Source organism: Bacillus cabrialesii, from assembly GCF_004124315.2.
Lineage (GTDB): Bacteria > Bacillota > Bacilli > Bacillales > Bacillaceae > Bacillus > Bacillus cabrialesii.
The window spans coordinates 3,658,161-3,677,916 of the sequence record NZ_CP096889.1; the positions used below are offsets into that span (position 1 = coordinate 3,658,161).

The window sequence follows — 19,756 nt, forward strand, 5'->3', positions numbered from 1 at the left end:
TACGCCGGTTATCAACAGGATGCACTTTTGGTGCTGTATATAAACCTACAGCAAATTCTTAATCATATGTGCGACGCCGTGTTCGTCATTGGTCAAGGTTACAGCGTCGGCCATCGCTTTGATATCTTCCCGCGCATTGCCCATCGCTACCCCTTTTCCCGCAGACTCCAGCATTGATTTGTCATTTAAGCTGTCACCTACAGCCGCGGTTTCTTCGAGCGGAATATTCAGCCGTGCCGCAAGCCTCTCTAGCGCCTGCCCCTTTGAGGCCTTGCGGGCAGAAAGCTCAAAGTTGTGCTCAGCCGAACTGACAAGCGTCAAATCTTCATCATGCTCATATCTGTTCCAGCCGGCCTCAAGCTTCTCTTTGAAGAAAGAAAAACCGAGAATATTATAAAAATCAATCGGCCGGTCAGACTCAAACAGCTCTTGATACGAGTCAATGTAAGCGAAGCCGGATTGGCTGTATTGCACCTCGGCCGCCTGCTTAAGGACGGGAAGATCCGCTTCCGGGTTCGCGCTTCTGAATCGGTCCAGTTCAATTTCAAGAAGCTCTCTGCCGTTTTGCGGCGTATAAATAGCTGAATCCGTGAATACCTCGTAGTAATAGTTTTCCGATTCAAGCCATGAGAGAATATCATACGCCCGTTGTTTCTCAATGGTTTCTTGATGATAAAGCCTGCCGTCAGGATCGTGAATAACGGCGCCGTTTGCGCTGATGACCCATGTTTTCATCCCGAGCGGCTCAAAGATCGATTCCACGTCAAAATAAGCGCGCCCGGTTGACACTACTACTTCAATGCCGTCAAGCTGCGCCTGCCGCAGCGCGTTTTCATTTTCCAAGCTTACCTGATGCTTGCTGTTGAGTAAGGTTCCATCTAAGTCAATCGCAATTAATTTCACGTTTGTCAGCCCTTTCCTTCATCCTGCTCTGTCACCAGAAGTTCCACCCCGTTACGGTCAAGTAAGTCACAAAACGCCTGATTCGGCAGCCTGTCTGTGATCAAGAGATCGATTTCACTCAGCTCCGCATACTGATAAAAACTGGTGCTTCCGAGTTTCGAATGATCCGCAAGCGCGATCACCTGCTTTGCCTGCTGAATCATTTTTCGCTTCACCATGCCATCTTCTTCATGCGCAATTGTAATGCCATGCTCGGAAATGCCGACCACACCAATCAGCGCTTTATCGACGTGGTAGCTTGAGAGCTTTTCAATCACAGAGGCGCCGTACAGAAAGCGGTGCTCCTTTTCCAGCTTGCCTCCGAGCAGATAGATTTCAATTCCCTCTTTATCGGACAGCACTTCCGCGAGATTAATCGAGTTGGTAATCACCGTACAATCATCTGCTGTCAAATGCTTTGCACATGCCTGAACGGTTGTGGAAGCGTCTAGAATCACCCGGTTACCATCATGAATAAGCGATGCGGCAAGCTTGCCGATCTTGTTTTTTTCCTCAGACACTGTTTTCAGGCGGCCGGAGTAACTTTGAATTTTCTGATGCACAGTCGGCAAAATCGCACCGCCTCTTGTGCGGATGATGGCATTCTGTTCTTCCAGCTTCACAAGGTCCCGTCTCGCTGTATCCCTTGATACCTGAAGGAGTGTACAGATCTGCTCCGTTGTAATTCGGTTATGCTGTTTTAAAAAATCTAAAATCGCGACTAATCTTTCTTCTTGGTACACGCCCTCATTCCTTTTCTTTCTTTCATCTTTAAGTAATTATAAGTTTTAATTTAATTCAATTCAACACTATTAAGTGTTTTTAAGTAAAAATGCATCATAAGAACCAATATATTCTAAATAATGCAAAAAGAAAGAACCAGCCTAGTCGACTGGTCAATTTTGAGGGGGTGATGCGGAGATCCGAATAATCGTGAATGGATAAAAAACGGGAGGATCAGGGGAATGTCAATCGGCAGCTTTTTCCCGCGGTTTAGGGTCCATAAAACGAACAGTGTCAGCCAGCACTTCCGTTACAAAGACGTTAACGCCTTCTGCGTTTTCATAGCTTCGTGTCTGAATCCGTCCGCTTACACCGACGAGAGAACCTTTTTGGCAATACAGCGCCGTGTTCTCAGCTGTTTTTCTCCAAAGCGTGCAATTAACGTAATCGGCCTCGATTTCACCTGAAGCGTTTTTGAAGCTGCGGTTTACCGCGAGTGTAACGTGTGCGACTGCCGCACCGGCGGAAGTGTAGCGAAGCTCAGGATCTTTTGTAAGTCGTCCGACAAGCATGACCTGATTGAACATGCGATTCCTCCTCTCCTTGCGGTTATATGTATTGTAGATGATGCAATGAGAAAAGAAAAACGCTTAAAAATGGCTTTCAGCCTCTGTTTATATCTTTCGTTTTCATTTTTCCTTCAGCTAAAAACATCTTTTGTTTTTTCCCTTTAAAGAAATATGTACTTTTTAAAAACCGGAAAAAGATTTGCTTTGTCAGCCAATTTTGCGTATTCATACACACATAGGAAGAACCATCCCATGCAAACCACTGAAAGCTCAGTTTTTTCTCCGGCATTGACAGCTTGATTTTATACTGCTCCATGCCATCTTGTGTTTCGTATAAAAAACTTATCCTTCCTTTTTTGTTCAGATGGACCTCAAACACTTCTTTACGGCTTAACATATATGTTACTTCCTTTTGAATCAAGCAGTTTTCAGAAGGAGTGCCGTCAATATAAATTTCTTTTAAACGAAATTGATTCATACCACATCTCTCCGTAATCCATAGTCAGTTACAGTATAATGAAAAAATAGAAATTATTAAATCTTTTGTCAACACAAAATGATTTATCCACGGCAGTGCAGTATTTTTGCCCCTAAAACGTTTATGTTATAATGAAAGGCAAGAAATCTTTGGAAGTAATCGGGGTGAGAAAAGAAATGAAAACCTTTAAACTGGTTGACCTGAATGTGGAACGAGTGGACAAGGAAGAAAAATCAATTGAACGGTTTCCCCTTATTGACGGACTGATTATAAATAAAGAAGACGGTGAAAATCACTGGCTGATTGAAGCGCTTGTAGCGAAAGAGCACCTGTCTTTTTTTGAACAGCTTCAAAACAGCCAAACGGAAGCCAAAGTATTTGTAACGATCACGAAAAAAAGCAATCGCCCCGCCCAACTGACAGCGGCAGTGAAAAACATCGTCAAGCTGGAAGAAAGCATACAGGTTTTACTCTACGGACAAATGGTCACAAGAAAGCAGCAAGGCACTGAAACCATTCTAGAGTCCCTTGTAAAAGAGGGCTATACAGGAACAAAACTGATTGAGGCGTTTAAGCAAAACATATAAAAAATGAGAGGGACATGTCCCCTCTTCAGATGCTGAGGTGAAGTTATTGAGCAAGCGAAAGATGCAAGCGGTCTTTTTATCACTTATCGGAGCGGCTCTCCTCATGACATCAAGTTTACAGACACCTGCAGAAGCTGAAGCTGCAGAAAAAAACGTAAATACGAAAAAGCTTAAGGCTGATGAGTTTGTCACAGATCACGACGGCACTTTTATATTGCGGGATCTAAAAAACGAAAAAACATTCGTCTACAACGGCAAGCGCGCAAAACAAAGATTTGCGCCGCAGTCGACGTTTAAAGTTCCTAATGCGCTTATCGGATTACAAACAGGCGCTGTTACAGATGAATATGACATTAAATACTGGGACGGCATGAAACGGGAACTCGACGTTTGGAATCAAGACCACACGCTTGGCTCTGCCATGAGATACTCCGTTGTTTGGTATTACCAAGCAATGGCCCGTGACATCGGAGAAAAGCGAATGAAGGAATGGGTTGAAAAAATAGGTTACGGCAACCAAGACATCAGCGGCGGTATTGATCAATTCTGGCTAAGCAGCACTCTCAAAATTTCTCCGTTAGAACAAACCGATTTTATGGAATCGTTATATAAAGAAAAACTCCCATTTGATAAAAGCGTCATGAAGACGGTAAAACGAATGATGATTCAAGAAGATGAAGATCACTATACGCTTTATGGGAAAACTGGTTCTGGCTCAGGTATCGGCTGGTATGCAGGCTTCGTCAAAACCGAGCACGGTGCGTACAGTTTCGTGACAAACATTGACGGAACCGGAACAGAAGCGAAAAGCATCACAATGGACATGTTGAAGAAGTATGTTCTGCATTAAAAAAAGACCGCCGTTTCAGAACGGCGGTTTTCTTTATTCCGGCGACTTTGTTTGCTGCTTCAGCAGATCTCTGATTTCCTTCAGCAGCTCCTCTTGCGCATCCGGTGCTTCCTCCGCCGCCTCTTCTTCTGCTTCTTTTTTGCGCCTTAACCCATTTAAAGTCCGAATGGCGATAAAAATGGAGAACGATATGATTAAGAAATTCACAATCGTCTGTATAAAGCTGCCATACTTCACTACAGCATCGCCAAACGTAAACGACAGGCCTGAAAAATCAAGCCCGCCCAGGAGCAAGCCCACCAAAGGCATAATAATATCATTGACCAGTGATGTGACGATCTTGCCGAATGCGCCGCCTATCACGACACCGATTGCGAGGTCAACGATGTTCCCGCGCATGGCAAAGGCCTTAAATTCTTTCCACATACAATCACCTGCTTTTTCATGTTTTGAACGGAAAAAAGGCAAATGTGCCGCTGCCCACCTGCCTTTTTGTATTTATTCTCCGAGAGCAAAAGTCAGTTCGACTTCGCAAACGACCTCGCCATCAACTGTGGCAACGCCTTTTCCGCGACCGATTGTGCCGCGCGCACGAGTGATTTCAACCTCAAGATGAAGCTGGTCACCAGGCTTGACTTGTTTTTTAAACCGGCAATTATCAATGCCCGCAAAGAACGCCAGTCTGCCGCGGTTTTCTTCTTTAATCAGCATCGCAACAGCCCCGACTTGAGCAAGCGCTTCTACAATTAATACGCCGGGCATGACCGGATACTGAGGAAAATGTCCGTTAAAGAACTCTTCATTTGCAGTTACATTTTTATAGCCTTTTGCCCGTTTACCTTCTTCAACTTCCGTAATCCGGTCTACAAGCAAAAACGGATAACGGTGAGGAATAATTTCTTTAATTTGCTGAGTATCAAGCATTCTCTTGACATCTCCTTCATCTGCATTAGTATGTATAGCAATCATCAAAGATCAAATCTGTACATCTGAAAAGTATATTATGAATTAATCTCTTTTTCAACCGCGATAAATTGTAACCAACTGTCAATGAGAGCCGTCAAAACTTATGATATGATAATTATAGATTTTACCAATAGCAAAGAGGTAGGAAAATGATTTCGAAGTTTATTGAAAAAAGGATGCAAAACATGTTAGACGAGTGGTATTCCGCAATGAGCAAACGAAAAATGAATCACGTTTGCACACTGAAAGAGAAAATTGACCAGCACCATCCGAAGATCAAAAAGAACACAAAACTTTGGATGCGTTATCAATTGTTTCAGGCCCGCCATCAGCTGCTTTTTGAAAACCAGAACGGACTTGATGCTATGTTCGATGATTTATACGATCTGGAAGACAAAATGGATGATGAATTGAAATATTATCTGTATTTTTTCTCAGGATTATACGAAATGGTAAAAACAGCTCCGAAACATGCAGTGAATCATTTTAAAAAAGCTGAACAGTATCTGGCCGCCATTCAAAACACGTTTGAAGCCGCTGATTTATATTATCAAACCGCCGGCGCCTATTACTTGATGAAATCACCGCCGCTTTCCATCCAATACGTCAAAAAAGCATTAGACATCTATTTGCATCAATTCGGCTATATAAAAAAGGTGATCACCTGCAAACTGTTGCTCGCCGTTAATTATATTGATCAAGAACGATATGAAAAAGCTGAACAGCTTTTCAAAGAAATCATCAGGAAAACCCAGCAATTAAATGACGAAAACCTGCTATGCCACGCTTATTATAACCTTGGCTTTTTAAAGGCGACCGAAAAGAAAGACCAGGAAGCGCTTCTTTACTTTAAAAAAGTGTTAAAGAATCAAGAATTTGAAACGAACTCTCCAGTCTCGTATCTGCACTGTGTGTATGAATCTGTCAGAGCGCTCTTTAAAACAGGAAAGATCACAGAAGCGAAAACCTTCCTGCAAAAAGGAAAAGAATTATCTGAAAAGGTAGACATTCAAACCATCTTTTTAAAATTAAAAACGCTTGAAGCGCTCTACACATCGGTTGAAGACCCCTATGATCAGCTGCTCGAATATGTGCTTGAATTAGAAAAAATTGAAGCGTGGGTCGATTTAGAGGTGCTGTTAGAAGACATTACGGAATACTACAAAAAAAAGGACGATTTCGAAAAAGCCGCTTTTTTTATCATGCGCGGCTGATTGAAAACGCCCATTTTCTTATTATCTGACTGAATTAATTAAACCGAGCATTTGATCTCCCATTGTAATCGTTCTGCTGTTCAGCTGATATGAACGCTGGGATGTGATCAAATCTGTCATTTGTTCTGAAATATCGACATTGGACATCTCGAGTGAACCCTGCTGCATGCCGATGTTTTGTCTATTCGCGCCATTCAGCTCTTCAAAGGCTGCCGCATTATCAATAGAGAAAAGGTTGTTCCCTTCCGATTTCAGCTCTTGAGGGTTATTCACTTCGACAACTCCGAGATTAAACCGCTGGACCGCGTTTCCGTCAGATGCGGTTAAGGTACCGTTTTTATTGATCGTGATATTCTTCATTGAGCTGTCAATGTTCACTGTATTGCCGTTTTCATCAAGAACCGGATACCCATTTCCAGTAACGAGCTGAAGCTGGTTGGCATTATTGGCTGAAGGCGTTAAATATAATGCTCCGTCCCTCGTATACTGGCGGTTTCCATTTACATTCACCTGAAGATATTGGTATGGAGACGTAAACGCGATATCAAGATCGCGATCCGTCTTCTGAACGCTTCCTTGATCAGACACAAGGCGTGAATTCATCATCGCTCCGACGCCAAGGCGCAAGCCCGGCGGTGTTTTTCGGGCTTTTGCCACTTCCTCATTTTTTTCATCAACCTGATCGAATTGCTGTCTGACAAGCTCAGAAAAATTCGTATCTTTTGCCTTATAGCCGGTTGTATTGCTGTTTGAAAGGTTGCTGCTGATTGTATCAATCTGCTGCTGCAGCTGGTTTAAGGTTGTTGATGCCGTTAGCATTGACCTGAGCATAGTTGATATCCCCCGTTTTTTCTTCCGTTATCTTAGATTTTTCCGATTTCATTGGCTGCTTTATCCATACTTTTATCGTAAGCCTGAATAACCTTCTGATTGGCCTCAAATGATCTGTACGCTTCAGTCATTTCTGTATAGGCGCTTGTCACATCAACGTTTGAAAGCTCAGAGACGCCTTGTTTTAATGAGTAGGAGACCTGGTTATTACCGGCTGCGCTTGGAAGATCATTGCCGTCCGCCGTGCTGTACAAATCATTGCCGTCCCGTTTCAGATTGCGGACATCCTCCGCCATTCTGACATCAATCTGGCCGGCTGTCCGGCCGTTCGTTGTCACAGTACCGTTTTCAGACACAGTGAAATTCTCATTATCAACAGTGATTGGCTGGCCATCCGTCGATAAAATAGGGCGTCCGTTGATGGTCAGCTGATTATTCTCGTTTAGTGAAAACGTGCTGCTTTTTGAATAACGGATTCCGTCCGCTGTCTGAACCGGGTAAAAAAGAGCCGCGTTTTCATTGGTTTCCGTATTAACCGGAACTTGATTTTCGACCAACGTGATGTCTGTAGGCTGGTCTGTGGACTTCAGGCTTCCCTGTGTGAAAAGAGGCTTAAGCTCCTGCATATACACACCGGTATTCACGGAGCCGATTTCCGTCCTTGATGTTCCGGCCGGAGATTTTGATTCTATTCGGCTGAGGAGCATCTCAGGGAACGCGCGCATCGAGCCTTGATCTGCTTTATATCCGGATGTATTTGCGTTTGCGATGTTATTTGAAAGCATTTCCGTTCTTCGTTGCTGGGCAATCATTGCGGATGTTGCTGTATATAATCCTTTTAACAAATTTCCCACCTCTAAAATGGCATTTTTTCCAGTTGTCATATAGGAACGTTCGTTCTATAATAAAAATCAGTATTTTATCCTATTATCGTCATATATGATCCATTCGTGAAGGCTTTTTCATAAAAAAACCCCATTCTTTTTCAGAATGAGGTTTGTGAAATCAGCTTAGTTTGCGTTTAGGAAGCTTGTCCATATTATCAAGCATGACACCCGTGCCGATGGCTACGCAATCCATAGGATTTTCAGCGACGAGGACCGGTACCTTCAGCTCTTCAGCAAGCAGCTGGTCAAGGCCGTTTAAAAGCGCGCCTCCGCCGGTAATGATAACGCCGCGGTCAATAATATCAGCGGAAAGCTCAGGCGGTGTTCTTTCAAGCACTTGTTTCGCAGCCTGCACAATAACAGCTACAGATTCACGAAGGGCTTCTTCAACTTCTTTACTGTTTACTGTAATTGTTCTTGGAAGACCGGAAACCATGTCCCGTCCGCGAATGGAAATTTCTTCGTGACGTGCGTCTGGGAAAACCGTTGCGACTTTAATCTTAATATCTTCCGCAGTACGTTCGCCGATCAGCAGCTTGTACTCACGTTTGATGTAATTTAAGATTTCCATGTCAAACTTGTCCCCAGCCATTTTAATAGAAGAGGAGGTGACAATATCGCCCATTGAAATAACCGCGATATCCGTCGTCCCGCCTCCGATGTCTACAACCATGTTACCGCTTGGCTGGAATATTTCCATACCCGCGCCGATAGCGGCAACTTTAGGTTCTTCTTCAAGATACACATGCTTACCGCCGCTTTTTTCTGCAGCTTCTTTGATTGCTTTTTGCTCAACGGATGTAATATTCGTCGGGCAGCAAATGAGCATGCGCGGTTTTGAGAACAAGCCTTTTACATTCAGCTTGTTTATAAAATGCTTCAGCATTGCTTCTGTTACTTCAAAGTCAGCAATAACTCCGTCTTTCAGCGGGCGAATCGCAACAATATTCCCAGGTGTACGTCCAACCATTCGTCTTGCCTCTTCGCCAACCGCCAGCACTTTGCCGCTGTTTTTATCAAGTGCAACTACGGAAGGTTCATTCAGAACAATTCCTTTACCTTTAACATGGATCAGTACATTTGCAGTACCGAGGTCAATACCAATATCCCTTGCAAACATCTATTTATATCCTCCTTGAAAATCTGTTTCACAGTAAATATCCACATTGTGCCCTAATTATATATATTATCATAAAATATAGAAAAAAAGTTGGCAGCGCATTAAGTTCTTTACAAATTTTTGCGGATGTTTTATGAACGATTTCAGGGAAGACAATGCCAGCTGATGACAGCAGGCAATTACGATTGCTGAACAGGCTCTCCTTCGAGAATTTCATCTTTTTTATATTTTAGCTTTGTCGCTTCTCCCCCTCTTAAATGCCTGATGGATTTATGATAATCGAGTATTTCTTTCACTTCGTTTGCCAAGTCAGGATTAATTTCAGGCAGACGCTCTGTTAAATCCTTGTGTACTGTACTTTTGGAAACACCAAATTCCTTCGCAATGACACGAACGGTTTTCTTTGTCTCCACGATGTACTTCCCTATCTTGATTGTTCGCTCTTTGATGTAATCGTGCACACCACTCGACCTCCCTAAAATGGATGTGAGAAGTGTGAAATGAGATCCGTATTCTGTAAAGAGTCGTTCATTATGCCGCTTCTTCGTTGTATGGTTTTAAAAGTAGGTTTATGAAATATGCCCACGATCCCTCACCTCAAACACTCTCTTTGTTAGGTTTGTAACAGTGTATTAGCATTCTTTTGGGAATATGCTAAAAACTCAATAAGGACAAGGGGTGAAACGAACTTTTTCAGCTTCGGCAACTATTTCGTGTCACTACATTTTTATCTTTACATCCGTTCAGCGCTCCTGTAAAATAAGAAAGCAATTAGTTACTTAGGTAAGTTTTTTAGAAGGAGACCGACATGACCTACGTCAACAGACACCTCATTCATCAAATCAACCAAAGCGCCCGCCTGATTGCCAAGAAAGCCAATGAACAACTGGAGCCATTCGGCCTTTATTCATCTCAATGGTCAGTTTTATATTGTTTGCGTACGATAGGACCAATGACTCAAAAAGAGATTTGGTCCTATTTAAATGTGGAAGCGCCGACTGTAACACGGACGATCAAACGCCTGGAGGAAAACGGCTGGGTACAGAGACGGCAAGGGGAAGACAAACGGGAAAAACTTGTTGTCCTCACAAAAGAAGCCGAGAAAAAGTACGAAGAAATTAATGTGAAAATGCTGAAATTCGAAGAAGAACTGCTTGCAGATTTCCGGGACGAAGATAAGGAAGCTTTTTCTCATTTATTTCGCATGTTTTTACATCAATGAAAATAAGGAAGTGACATACATTTGAAAAAAGCGGATGCGATATGGACCAAGGATTTTATTATGGTCCTGCTTGTCAATTTATTTGTGTTTGTGTTCTTTTATACATTTTTAACTGTACTGCCGATCTATACGCTTCAAGAGCTTGGCGGCACAGAATCACAAGGAGGGCTTTTAATCAGCCTGTTCCTTCTGTCAGCGATCATTACACGGCCTTTCTCCGGAGCCATCGTTGAGCGTTTCGGGAAGAAAAGAATGGCGATTGTATCTATGGCGTTATTCGCGCTTTCGTCTTTTCTGTACATGCCGATTCATAACTTTTACCTGCTGCTTGGCTTGCGGTTCTTCCAAGGGATTTGGTTCAGTATTTTAACGACTGTTACAGGTGCAATTGCAGCGGACATTATTCCGTCCAAACGCCGCGGTGAGGGTCTTGGATACTTTGCCATGTCTATGAACCTCGCCATGGCAATCGGGCCTTTCCTCGGGTTGAACTTGATGAAGGTCGTAAGCTTCTCTGTATTCTTTACAGCCTTCGCGCTGTTTATGGTCGCAGGCTTGCTTGTTTCGTTCTTGATCAAGGTGCCCCAAAACCAAGACAGCGGCACGACTGTATTCCGTTTTTCATTCTCGGATATGTTTGAAAAAGGCGCACTTAAGATTGCGACGGTCGGTTTATTTATTTCTTTCTGCTACTCAACTGTCACAGCGTATTTGTCTGTATTCGCCAAATCAGTTGACCTTTCGGATATCAGCGGATATTTCTTTGTTTGCTTCGCGGTGACAATGATGATTGCGCGCCCGTTCACAGGGAAATTGTTCGACAAAGTCGGACCGGGCATTGTCATTTACCCATCAATCTTGATTTTCTCAGTGGGGCTCTGCATGCTGTCCTTCACACACAGCGGCTTCATGCTTCTGCTTTCAGGAGCGGTTATCGGGCTCGGATACGGATCAATCGTTCCTTGCATGCAAACATTGGCGATCCAGAAATCTCCGGCACACCGCTCAGGTTTTGCAACGGCAACGTTCTTTACCTTCTTTGACAGCGGAATTGCTGTAGGATCGTATGTATTCGGACTGTTTGTAGCGTCTGCCGGCTTCTCTGTCATTTATTTATCAGCCGGGCTGTTCGTTCTGATTGCTCTGCTTCTCTACGCGTGGAGCCAGAAAAAACCTGCTGAGACTGAGGGAAAAGTGTCTATTGCAGAATAAATTTCAGGCTGCCGGGATTTGCCGGCAGTCTTTTTTTCATTTAAAAAACGGCGCTATCTTAGAGAACGCCGCCAGCCTGAGGGAGCTATGGCGCTCCCTTTTTTCATGTCATATTCTTCAATTAGCTTGTTAGAAATATATGTACTTAGAGAGAAAACACTTCTGTTTGTATCACTTCATTTCAGAATCGTGACAATATGATTTTACGTTCAAACCAAACTAAACCCTGTAAATTATTTTATAAGTGATAAAATCAATAAGTGAAACGGTGAGTATTGATTTTATTTAAATTCCTTTTTATTACAAATATAGTATTTAAGGTCCTTTTAATAGAGAGTTATTCCTCTTATAATTAAGATGTGTTACAAAATTTGGTAATGGAGATGATTCACATGAAATTGAGAAGGACAATTACTGGAGTTGCTTTATCTTTAGGATTGCTTTTACCTGTTTCTGGACAAGCTCTTGCTACAAATGATTCAACGGATGGGGATATGCGTACGAAGGCTACTTCAGTTGTAGATTGTTCTATAACTCCATTTAAAGGCGCAAGTAATAGATTATGTATGTATTCAGATAATGGCGTTTTTGCAAATAGTTTTGATCGTTTTGGTACTACATTTTTCTTTAAAGGCAAAGCTGGAAATTATGCATATTATGAAAGTGCAAGTAGATAAGACAACGGGGGCTTTTAGCCCCTCAGGCTGAGAGAACATCTCGACAAGAGCGCAGCTTTGCAGCATGGGTTTCGCTACGGCCGATTGAGGGGAAAACAAAACGTAAGTGGCAAGTTCTTCTCCCATCTGCATGTCAGAACATGAAAAAGTTCATTCATCATACATTCGCTAAAAATAAAAAAATGTAGAAAAACATGAGTTTCTCTACAATCTGACGGCGCTCTCTTAGAGAACGCCGCTTATGGCAATTATTCAATGACAGGCCGCGCAGGTGAATCAGGATCTAACGTAAAGTCATAGGAATCTTCATCACGGTACATCGGATCGGCATAAATAGATTTCGAATCGTTATTTGTCGCTTTTCGATACGAAGCAAATGATTCGTATTCATTCTTTTTCCACATCCATACGCCGTCTTGATCCGCTTCCTTATGGTACACGTTATGATTGACCGTATTGCCTTCATTTTCTGTAAAATCGTTTCCGATAAATAATCTGGAATCCCCGGCAGTCAAAATATTCTTTTCGAGTGTGTTGTTTTTCGTATCATACTGCAGCAGCAGCTGTCCGCCATACAGCCCCTTTGTGTCATTCCGGTACATAATGTTGCGGGAAATCAAAGAATTGCTGGTGCCGCCCCGCTTTTTGTCATATCCTCCGATTGAAATACCGGTGTACGCATTGTTGTATACTTTGTTGTCTGTAATCTGAATGGCATTCGCATATTTCCCTTTGTGTTCAGATGTTGCTTCAATTCCAATATCGTTATCGTGAACTGTGTTTTTCTTAATCTCGATACTGTTTCCTCCGTCGACATAAATACCGCCCGCTGAGTAATCATCTCCATATGCAGGGTTTCCGTAAGTCGAGTTTTGATAAACCGTATTGTTTTCTACGACTCCGTTTCGCACGAAATCGTTTTTGTCCGCGGTTCCCTCATAACCGATAAGATCGATCCCGATGTTGTTATTGTTGCGGACCACATTGCCCGCAATCGTGAAGCCGTCGATATTCCCATTTAGCACAACCGCTTCACTCGCTCCGAGCGTCAGATTCTCAACCGTATTGTCCTCGATTTGAATGTCTTTCATGCTGCCAGTCCCATAGACTGCGATTCCGTGGGCATTTCCTTCATCTGCTGTTGTCTCAATATCACGGACATGATTGTTTTTAATGGCAATATGGCTGCTGGAGCCTGATACATAAATCCCCATAGCAGTTGCTTCCTCAGATGAAACAGAAAGACCTTGAATCGTTAAACCGCTGATGGCAATGTCATGTTTATCGTGAATATGAATGAGCGGTGTTTCATATTTTGCGTTCTTAACGGATTCACCGCTAATCACGACTTTTTCATTTTCATAATTTCGGAACGTGACAGGCTTTCCATCCGTACCGCTGTGCTTTACGACAAGTGTCTCATGATACGTGCCTCCCCGAATCATGACCGTTGTGCCGGCGGCAGCCTCCTCTGAAGCATGTGCCAGTGTACGAAACGGCTTTTCTTTTGTCCCTTCATTTTGATCACTGCCATTTGGTGAAACATAAAGATAATCCCCGGACCCTTCCTCATTCGCTTTTGTCTTATCATAAACGAAAGCGAAGATGACAGACGTTAAAACACCCGCCAAAAGAATAAAATACCATTTTCTCATATTCGATTCCCATTTCGTTTTAGAATAGATTTCTAAAACAATTATAAATGTTCTAGTTATGGAAAACCATTTCAAAAATATGAAAATATACCGGCAGATGGCTTATTCAGCCTGGTGAACCTGTCCGGATTCAAATGTTCCAATCGCTGATGATGCCGGCGGGTGAACGCGCATCAGAACAATATAGAAAAGAAATGAAATCAGCACACCGACAAACCAGGAAATGTCGTATAAGCTCTTCAACGCGGGAACATACATGCCAATCAGTGAGATGAGCGCACCCAACATCGTGGCTGCAAACGCACGGTAATTGTAGCCTTTAAAATAAACATACCGGCCTGTTTCAGAATACAGGTCATCTACCGAGAGCTTTCGTTTGCGAATGATAAAGTAATCGGCCATCATTACGCCTGCTACCGGACCAAGCATGCCGCCTATTAAGCCGAGAAACGCATATACGCTTGTCGCACTCTCCATCAGCTTCCACGGAACCGTAAATAAAGCGAGCAATGCCGTGATAAAACTGCCGCGTTTAAAATTAATATATTTCGGCAGGGCATTCGCTATATCATAAGCGGGCGATACGATGTTCGCCGCGACGTTTACAGAGATGGTGGCGATGCAGAGCGTAATCACGGACAACGCGATGACATAAGGGTTATCAAACCTCGCCAGAATATCGACAACGTCCCAAATCGGCTCGCCGAAAGCGACCTGCGATCCGGAAGTCACGGTAATACTGGCAAACGCAAACAGCGCGAAGGTTCCCGGCAAACCGTAAAATTGCCCTTTGATTTGCTCTTTTTGTGTTTTAGCGAACCGTGTGAAATCAGGTATATTTAAGATTAATGTCGCCCAGATGCCGATGATGCCGGTAACCCCGGCGGCAAACGGCCAGAATGTTTCTGAAAACGTATGGAACTTTCCCGGCTGGGAATAGATTGGCCCCAGTCCTCCGGCAATATCGACGGCCCACCATACCATGCCGCCAAAGACGACATACACTAAAGGACCTGCCCACACCTCAAAACGCTTAATCGACTCCATGCCATGATGCAATACGAGTAAATGAATGGCCCAAAAGAACACAAAAGAAAGCAAACCGGACAAGTGAATGCCGAGAATGTTCCACCCGCCGCCAATTTCTCCCCAGCTAGGCCACATATTTAAAAGCAAAATATTCAGTGCCGTGCTTCCCGCAAAGGTCTGAATGCCAAGCCACATGATGGCTGTAAACGCCCTTAGAAGCGCGGGGATATTCGCGCCGTATATTCCGTAAGAAGCACGGATGATCACCGGAAACGGCAGCCCGTATTTTGTCCCCGCGTGGCCGTTTAAGGCAAGAGCGCCAAACAAGATAAGCGATGCCGTAATAATAATCGCCAGCACCTGCCAAGGCGAAAGGCCGATCGCGATTAACCCTCCCACAGTCGCGTAGGTCGGTATATTATGTATACACCCCATCCAGATGGAGGCAAAGTTCATTGCTTTCCACGTCCGTTTTTCCTGTCCCAAAGGCAGCAGGTCTTCATTGCTCAGTCTGTTGGATTGATGCTGGCTCTCTTTTAATTTCATAGCCGGCTCCCCTTTCAATATTGTCATATGTTCAGTTTTCTGACATCGGATGTCACTTAATATAACTGAAAAGTCAGACAATAACATTGGCTATGATATACAATTTTCCTGTTTCTATTTGAACAGCCTAAACAAAAAAAGGGACAAGCTCAGCGCCTATCCCCTTTTTTCATGATGCAGTTTTCATTAATGCAGCAAATCTCACAGCCATTAACAGGCTTGCTCCTCCCGTTATGATCATGATAATTCCCATCATATCAAAATGAGCTGCCGTGATTTCTTTCCCAAAAAGAACGCCAAGGATCACCGAAGACAAAATCGACCCTAAGTAACGGCAGGTTTGAAACAGCCCTGAAGTGGTACCTACCATGTTGGAAGGACTCGTTTTCAGCATGGCTGCCTGAAGCGCGACATTCCCAAGTCCGTAGCCTATACCCAAGAGCGATAGAATGAGGCCCTTCCCGATGGTCTGGACATTGATAAAAAAGATGGTTAAGAGCACAGCTCCAGCCGTCATCAGAAGCGCGCCCGCAAAGATCGGCTTAACGACGCCTGATCGGTCGATCCATTTGCCCGTAACAGGTGACACAACGATGCTCATTCCTGACATAAACAGCATAAACAGACCGCTCGTTTGAACAGAAAGATGCATTTCGTCCTGAAAATAACTCGGCAGCCCGAAAAACAAACAATAGAAGAAAACATTCAGCAAAATAAACTGAACATAAACAGCCGATAAATTTCGCTGTGTTTTAAACAGACGGACATCAATGAACGGCTGATCCGTTTTCAGCTCATGCCAGACAAATGCACCGAGCAGAAGCAAGCCAAGCACACCTTCAACCGCATGCGGCGACGTGCTGAACGACAGCAGAAAGGATAGAAGAAAAATGATACCTCCGGCAAATAACAAGATTCCAAGAATGTCGAGCTGCCGAATTATTGTTTTGATTCCCGCCCCTTTTTTCTGGTCTTTCGGGAACATATACATGCCTAATAAGAAGCTGAGGATAATAAACGGCAAATTGACGATAAAAATGGCCGGCCAGCCGCCCCACACAATCAAAAAACCGCCGACTGTCGGTCCCAGCGCCGTCATGGCAGACGCAAAAATAGAGAGGACAGCCAAGGCTGATGCCTGCCGTTCATGAATATGATTCCGAATCAGCCCGACTCCTGACGGGTAAATCGCACTGCTTCCTACCGATTGAAACAGCCGCATGACCAATAATGTCATAAACGTCGGCGCAAACGGCGCCCCGATGGCAGAAACCGCAACAAGAATCAGCCCGAATAAAAACAAGCGTTTCCGCCCGATTAAATCACCGAGCTTTCCCGTTACGGGCTGAGCCACGGCACTCGCCAGATAAAACGAGGAAATCAGCCAGGAAACCGTTGTAAACGACAGGTGAAACTCATGCTGGATGCTATGGAGCGCAAGAGAAATCATAGACGAGTTCAGCGGATTCAGCATCGTTCCCGAAGCCACCGCTGTTAAAAAAACAGCCCGGCTTTTTTTCGATATCATCATTTTACTTGGGCCAGAAATTCTTCCGTTGTCCGCGATTTACCGATTCTCGGGAAAATAAAGCGCAGTGTGGCTTCATGCTCTTCCTCGCTGAACGTGGACATCGCATCTGTGATAAAAATTTGCTGATAGCCAAGCTGGAACGCCTCGCGCGCAGTGCTTTCCACCCCGATGTTCGTCGCGATGCCGCACAAGACAATCGTATCAACGCCGCGGCGTCTCAGCTGCAAATCTAAATCCGTGCCGAAAAATGCACCCCACTGCCGTTTTGTCACCGTGTAATCTCCATCCTGCACATCGATTTCCGGAACAAATTCGGCCCAGTCCGCCGGCATTTCCCCTGAACCTCCCTGCTCAGGCTCATCCGTTTGCGGCTTCAGGGCATCCGCTCCGTCATGGAATGCTACATTCACAAAGCCGATAAACCCGTTATGTTTTCGAAATTCATCGATAAGTTTTTTCGCATTTGGGACAACCTGTCCGCTTTGATCTATCGGCACGATTCCTTTTTGCAAATCAATGATAACCAATGCTGTTTTTTGAAAATCAATGTTGAGTGTGCTCATTATACGTCTCCTCCTGATGCTGTTAGTGTTTCTCACATTGCTTATTTTACTCTTCACTCTGCCTAAGTTCTTTTATGATGCTTGTGAAATTCTCAGAAGGAGCACTTTTCTTATGATTTTTCTTTTATGTAATAGTAACAGGTCGTGCATACGAACAGACTGCCAGCACTGTAATCATAAGGGGTGTCATCGCTTCATCACCTGCCCGCCGTTTAACGGCTCCTGTCTGAAAATACCCATGAATTTGCGGCGGTCCAGCCAAAGAAGGATGAGACACATGACCATTAATATTGTGCTAAGATCCTGCACACCAATATTAAAACAATAGTTAATCAAGACGATGTTCACAATAATCGGCATAAAAACAACAGCCCCTAATGCAGCTGTTCTCGGAATCAGCAGTAAAACAGCTGCAAGGATTTCACCGAAACCTATAAACAGTTCGTAAACATGGGAATAACCGAAAAATGTCCACGCAATGGTAAACCCCTTCCCAGCGGCTGCCTCAATTTCAGGCGTCACTTCTCCAAACTGGCCTATCACCACTTTCGCCAGGCCGTACACGAAAAAATTGAAGGCTAAAAACAATCGGAACGTCGCCGGAATCGATTTACTTACCGCTCTCCTCAGCCTGCTCCCTTTATTCATCACGCATCTCCCCTTAGTGTATTATTCGAGTTAGTACACTTAATACAGTATAAAACATTCTAATAATTGTCAATTCTCTTTTCCTCTCATATGGATAGATTCTTTTATAGATATAAAGTCTTATATCTATAAAAATGGCATTTTCCATCCTTAACATCCCTCGATAACATTCCCTAAAAAACCATGTTAGGAAATCTTACATGAAAATGTTTTATCCTTCTTTTTTCTCTATAATGAAGAAATATAATAATTTCTTTTTATTCTGAAAGATACGGAGGAATGAGACATGCAAATGGGCGATACAGTTTTTATGTTCTTTTGCGCTTTACTCGTGTGGCTGATGACCCCGGGATTAGCGTTATTTTATGGAGGAATGGTAAAAAGCAAAAATGTGCTGAGCACTGCAATGCACAGTTTCTCTTCCATTGCCATCGTTTCCATCGTTTGGGTGCTGTTCGGATATACACTTGCCTTCGCACCAGGCAATTCAATCATTGGCGGACTGGAGTGGGCCGGTCTGAAAGGGGTCGGATTTGATCCCGGAGCTTACAGTGATACCATTCCCCACTCATTATTTATGATGTTCCAAATGACGTTCGCTGTTCTGACTACAGCGATTATTTCCGGGGCTTTCGCAGAACGGATGCGATTCGGCGCTTTTCTTTTATTCTCGGTTTTATGGGCTTCCTTGGTTTACACACCGGTTGCGCACTGGGTATGGGGCGGCGGCTGGATCGGCCAGCTTGGCGCGCTCGATTTCGCCGGCGGCAACGTTGTTCATATTTCCTCCGGTGTGGCAGGCCTTGTTCTCGCTATTGTGCTCGGCAAGCGGAAAGACGGCACAGTGTCTTCTCCGCACAACCTCATTTACACGTTCTTAGGAGGGGCTTTGATTTGGTTCGGCTGGTTCGGTTTTAACGTCGGCAGCGCCCTGACCTTAGATGGTGTCGCCATGTACGCCTTCATCAATACAAACACTGCCGCAGCAGCCGGGATTGCCGGCTGGATCTTAGTAGAATGGATCATTAACAAAAAACCGACGATGCTCGGAGCGGTATCCGGCGCAATCGCCGGGCTTGTGGCGATAACGCCGGCAGCCGGATTTGTGACACCGTTCGCTTCGATTATTATCGGCATTATCGGCGGAGCGATTTGTTTCTGGGGTGTATTCTCGCTTAAAAAGAAATTCGGATACGATGATGCGCTAGACGCCTTTGGCCTGCACGGCATCGGCGGCACATGGGGCGGAATCGCAACAGGATTATTCGCGACAACCTCTGTTAACTCAGCGGGCGCGGACGGATTATTCTACGGGGATGCAAGCTTAATCTGGAAACAAATTGTAGCCATCGCCGCCACTTATGTTTTTGTATTTATTGTCACTTTCGTTATTATTAAAATTGTAAGCCTCTTCCTTCCCCTTCGCGCAACCGAAGAAGAAGAGTCACTTGGGCTTGACTTAACGATGCACGGGGAAAAAGCATATCAAGATTCTATGTGAGGAGT

Annotated in this window: 23 protein-coding genes; 7 read left to right on the plus strand and 16 right to left on the minus strand. The window is 44.0% G+C overall.

Translation table 11 applies throughout. The features are described from left to right. Positions 1 to 45: 45 nt before the first annotated feature. The 4 genes from EFK13_RS18650 to ywpG all read right to left on the minus strand — a co-directional run bounded on the left by EFK13_RS18650 (position 46) and on the right by ywpG (position 2,712). Positions 46 to 903 (minus strand): Cof-type HAD-IIB family hydrolase, encoded by an 858-nt coding sequence (locus EFK13_RS18650; protein WP_129507363.1) that lies wholly within the window; start codon positions 901 to 903, stop codon positions 46 to 48. 5 nt (positions 904 to 908) lie between these two features. After that, positions 909 to 1,685 carry a transcriptional regulator GlcR gene (gene glcR, locus EFK13_RS18655; protein WP_129507362.1) on the minus strand — a complete coding sequence of 259 codons (777 nt, stop codon included), beginning with the start codon at positions 1,683 to 1,685 and terminating at the stop codon, positions 909 to 911. 225 nt (positions 1,686 to 1,910) lie between these two features. Further along, positions 1,911 to 2,252 (minus strand): single-stranded DNA-binding protein SsbB, encoded by a 342-nt coding sequence (ssbB, locus tag EFK13_RS18660; protein WP_129507361.1) that lies wholly within the window; start codon positions 2,250 to 2,252, stop codon positions 1,911 to 1,913. Positions 2,253 to 2,328: 76 nt separating this feature from the next. Continuing rightward, complete coding sequence (gene ywpG / locus EFK13_RS18665; RefSeq protein ID WP_129507360.1) at positions 2,329 to 2,712, minus strand: DynA interaction protein YwpG; 384 nt, start codon at positions 2,710 to 2,712, stop codon at positions 2,329 to 2,331. 176 nt (positions 2,713 to 2,888) lie between these two features. Between ywpG and EFK13_RS18670 the strand changes: the two genes are divergently transcribed. Both EFK13_RS18670 and blaOXA read left to right on the plus strand, forming a co-directional pair. Then, positions 2,889 to 3,299, plus strand: a complete 411-nt coding sequence (locus EFK13_RS18670; RefSeq protein ID WP_064816066.1) for a YwpF-like family protein — start codon at positions 2,889 to 2,891, stop codon at positions 3,297 to 3,299. A gap of 46 nt (positions 3,300 to 3,345) precedes the next feature. Continuing rightward, complete coding sequence (gene blaOXA / locus EFK13_RS18675) at positions 3,346 to 4,149, plus strand: class D beta-lactamase (protein ID WP_129507359.1); 804 nt, start codon at positions 3,346 to 3,348, stop codon at positions 4,147 to 4,149. Between the two features lie 33 nt (positions 4,150 to 4,182). On the opposite strand, the gene mscL is transcribed toward blaOXA, so the two are convergent. Together mscL and fabZ are read right to left on the minus strand one after the other, a co-directional pair. Next, on the minus strand, positions 4,183 to 4,575 hold the full coding sequence (gene mscL, locus EFK13_RS18680; RefSeq protein WP_129507358.1) for a large conductance mechanosensitive channel protein MscL: 393 nt from the start codon (positions 4,573 to 4,575) through the stop codon (positions 4,183 to 4,185). Between the two features lie 72 nt (positions 4,576 to 4,647). After that, positions 4,648 to 5,073, minus strand: coding sequence for a 3-hydroxyacyl-ACP dehydratase FabZ (gene fabZ / locus EFK13_RS18685; RefSeq protein ID WP_003235662.1), 426 nt, complete (start codon positions 5,071 to 5,073; stop codon positions 4,648 to 4,650). Between the two features lie 191 nt (positions 5,074 to 5,264). On the opposite strand from fabZ, the gene rapD reads away from it, so the two are divergent. Next, the gene (gene rapD / locus EFK13_RS18690; RefSeq protein ID WP_129507357.1) at positions 5,265 to 6,329 is read left to right on the plus strand and encodes an aspartate phosphatase RapD; all 1,065 of its coding nucleotides are present in this window, start codon (positions 5,265 to 5,267) and stop codon (positions 6,327 to 6,329) included. 21 nt (positions 6,330 to 6,350) lie between these two features. Here the strand turns inward: rapD and flhP are convergent, their stop codons facing one another. The 5 genes from flhP to EFK13_RS18715 all read right to left on the minus strand — a co-directional run bounded on the left by flhP (position 6,351) and on the right by EFK13_RS18715 (position 9,753). Then, positions 6,351 to 7,160, minus strand: a complete 810-nt coding sequence (gene flhP / locus EFK13_RS18695; RefSeq protein ID WP_064816063.1) for a flagellar hook-basal body complex protein FlhP — start codon at positions 7,158 to 7,160, stop codon at positions 6,351 to 6,353. Between the two features lie 32 nt (positions 7,161 to 7,192). Next, positions 7,193 to 8,005, minus strand: a complete 813-nt coding sequence (gene flhO / locus EFK13_RS18700) for a flagellar hook-basal body complex protein FlhO (protein WP_041906511.1) — start codon at positions 8,003 to 8,005, stop codon at positions 7,193 to 7,195. 160 nt (positions 8,006 to 8,165) lie between these two features. After that, a complete protein-coding gene (mbl, locus tag EFK13_RS18705) occupies positions 8,166 to 9,167 on the minus strand; it encodes a cell shape-determining protein Mbl (RefSeq protein WP_003227776.1) in 1,002 nt (333 codons plus the stop codon). Positions 9,168 to 9,346: 179 nt separating this feature from the next. Next, the gene (spoIIID, locus tag EFK13_RS18710) at positions 9,347 to 9,628 is read right to left on the minus strand and encodes a sporulation transcriptional regulator SpoIIID (protein ID WP_003221804.1); all 282 of its coding nucleotides are present in this window, start codon (positions 9,626 to 9,628) and stop codon (positions 9,347 to 9,349) included. Positions 9,629 to 9,642: 14 nt separating this feature from the next. Continuing rightward, entirely contained in the window at positions 9,643 to 9,753 is a 111-nt protein-coding gene (locus EFK13_RS18715) for a protein usd (protein ID WP_075748643.1), read from the minus strand. A gap of 222 nt (positions 9,754 to 9,975) precedes the next feature. Between EFK13_RS18715 and EFK13_RS18720 the strand changes: the two genes are divergently transcribed. From EFK13_RS18720 to EFK13_RS18730, 3 genes are all read left to right on the plus strand, one after another. Continuing rightward, positions 9,976 to 10,389 (plus strand): MarR family winged helix-turn-helix transcriptional regulator, encoded by a 414-nt coding sequence (locus tag EFK13_RS18720; protein WP_129507356.1) that lies wholly within the window; start codon positions 9,976 to 9,978, stop codon positions 10,387 to 10,389. Positions 10,390 to 10,410: 21 nt separating this feature from the next. Continuing rightward, positions 10,411 to 11,601 (plus strand): MFS transporter, encoded by a 1,191-nt coding sequence (locus EFK13_RS18725; RefSeq protein ID WP_129507355.1) that lies wholly within the window; start codon positions 10,411 to 10,413, stop codon positions 11,599 to 11,601. Positions 11,602 to 11,993: 392 nt separating this feature from the next. After that, positions 11,994 to 12,278 (plus strand): LCI fold-containing protein, encoded by a 285-nt coding sequence (locus EFK13_RS18730; protein ID WP_129507354.1) that lies wholly within the window; start codon positions 11,994 to 11,996, stop codon positions 12,276 to 12,278. 248 nt (positions 12,279 to 12,526) lie between these two features. Here EFK13_RS18730 and EFK13_RS18735 read toward each other — a convergent pair whose 3' ends face one another. The 5 genes from EFK13_RS18735 to EFK13_RS18755 form a co-directional block, all read right to left on the minus strand. Next, positions 12,527 to 13,933 (minus strand): right-handed parallel beta-helix repeat-containing protein, encoded by a 1,407-nt coding sequence (locus EFK13_RS18735; protein WP_129507353.1) that lies wholly within the window; start codon positions 13,931 to 13,933, stop codon positions 12,527 to 12,529. A gap of 102 nt (positions 13,934 to 14,035) precedes the next feature. Further along, positions 14,036 to 15,508, minus strand: coding sequence for an allantoin permease (pucI, locus tag EFK13_RS18740; protein ID WP_129507352.1), 1,473 nt, complete (start codon positions 15,506 to 15,508; stop codon positions 14,036 to 14,038). Between the two features lie 169 nt (positions 15,509 to 15,677). Continuing rightward, positions 15,678 to 17,036, minus strand: a complete 1,359-nt coding sequence (locus EFK13_RS18745; RefSeq protein WP_129507372.1) for an MFS transporter — start codon at positions 17,034 to 17,036, stop codon at positions 15,678 to 15,680. Then, a complete protein-coding gene (locus EFK13_RS18750) occupies positions 17,036 to 17,605 on the minus strand; it encodes an isochorismatase family protein (RefSeq protein WP_129507371.1) in 570 nt (189 codons plus the stop codon). The genes EFK13_RS18745 and EFK13_RS18750 overlap by 1 nt, the downstream gene beginning before the upstream one ends. A 183-nt stretch (positions 17,606 to 17,788) precedes the next feature. Beyond that, complete coding sequence (locus tag EFK13_RS18755) at positions 17,789 to 18,253, minus strand: hypothetical protein (protein WP_129507351.1); 465 nt, start codon at positions 18,251 to 18,253, stop codon at positions 17,789 to 17,791. A gap of 283 nt (positions 18,254 to 18,536) precedes the next feature. On the opposite strand from EFK13_RS18755, the gene amtB reads away from it, so the two are divergent. Next, positions 18,537 to 19,751, plus strand: a complete 1,215-nt coding sequence (amtB, locus tag EFK13_RS18760) for an ammonium transporter AmtB (RefSeq protein WP_129507350.1) — start codon at positions 18,537 to 18,539, stop codon at positions 19,749 to 19,751. The last annotated feature ends 5 nt before the right edge of the window (positions 19,752 to 19,756 follow it).

Bases quoted from the DNA above. Each gene is read 5' to 3' on its own strand.
- rapD (WP_129507357.1), top strand. From the start codon at position 5,265: ATGATTTCGAAGTTTATTGAAAAAAGGATGCAAAACATGTTAGACGAG.
- EFK13_RS18735 (WP_129507353.1), bottom strand. From the start codon at position 13,933: ATGAGAAAATGGTATTTTATTCTTTTGGCGGGTGTTTTAACGTCTGTC.
- pucI (WP_129507352.1), bottom strand. From the start codon at position 15,508: ATGAAATTAAAAGAGAGCCAGCATCAATCCAACAGACTGAGCAATGAA.
- mbl (WP_003227776.1), bottom strand. From the start codon at position 9,167: ATGTTTGCAAGGGATATTGGTATTGACCTCGGTACTGCAAATGTACTG.
- EFK13_RS18745 (WP_129507372.1), bottom strand. From the start codon at position 17,036: ATGATATCGAAAAAAAGCCGGGCTGTTTTTTTAACAGCGGTGGCTTCG.
- EFK13_RS18670 (WP_064816066.1), top strand. From the start codon at position 2,889: ATGAAAACCTTTAAACTGGTTGACCTGAATGTGGAACGAGTGGACAAG.
- EFK13_RS18730 (WP_129507354.1), top strand. From the start codon at position 11,994: ATGAAATTGAGAAGGACAATTACTGGAGTTGCTTTATCTTTAGGATTG.
- flhP (WP_064816063.1), bottom strand. From the start codon at position 7,160: ATGCTCAGGTCAATGCTAACGGCATCAACAACCTTAAACCAGCTGCAG.
- fabZ (WP_003235662.1), bottom strand. From the start codon at position 5,073: ATGCTTGATACTCAGCAAATTAAAGAAATTATTCCTCACCGTTATCCG.
- amtB (WP_129507350.1), top strand. From the start codon at position 18,537: ATGCAAATGGGCGATACAGTTTTTATGTTCTTTTGCGCTTTACTCGTG.
- ssbB (WP_129507361.1), bottom strand. From the start codon at position 2,252: ATGTTCAATCAGGTCATGCTTGTCGGACGACTTACAAAAGATCCTGAG.
- ywpG (WP_129507360.1), bottom strand. From the start codon at position 2,712: ATGAATCAATTTCGTTTAAAAGAAATTTATATTGACGGCACTCCTTCT.
- EFK13_RS18720 (WP_129507356.1), top strand. From the start codon at position 9,976: ATGACCTACGTCAACAGACACCTCATTCATCAAATCAACCAAAGCGCC.
- mscL (WP_129507358.1), bottom strand. From the start codon at position 4,575: ATGTGGAAAGAATTTAAGGCCTTTGCCATGCGCGGGAACATCGTTGAC.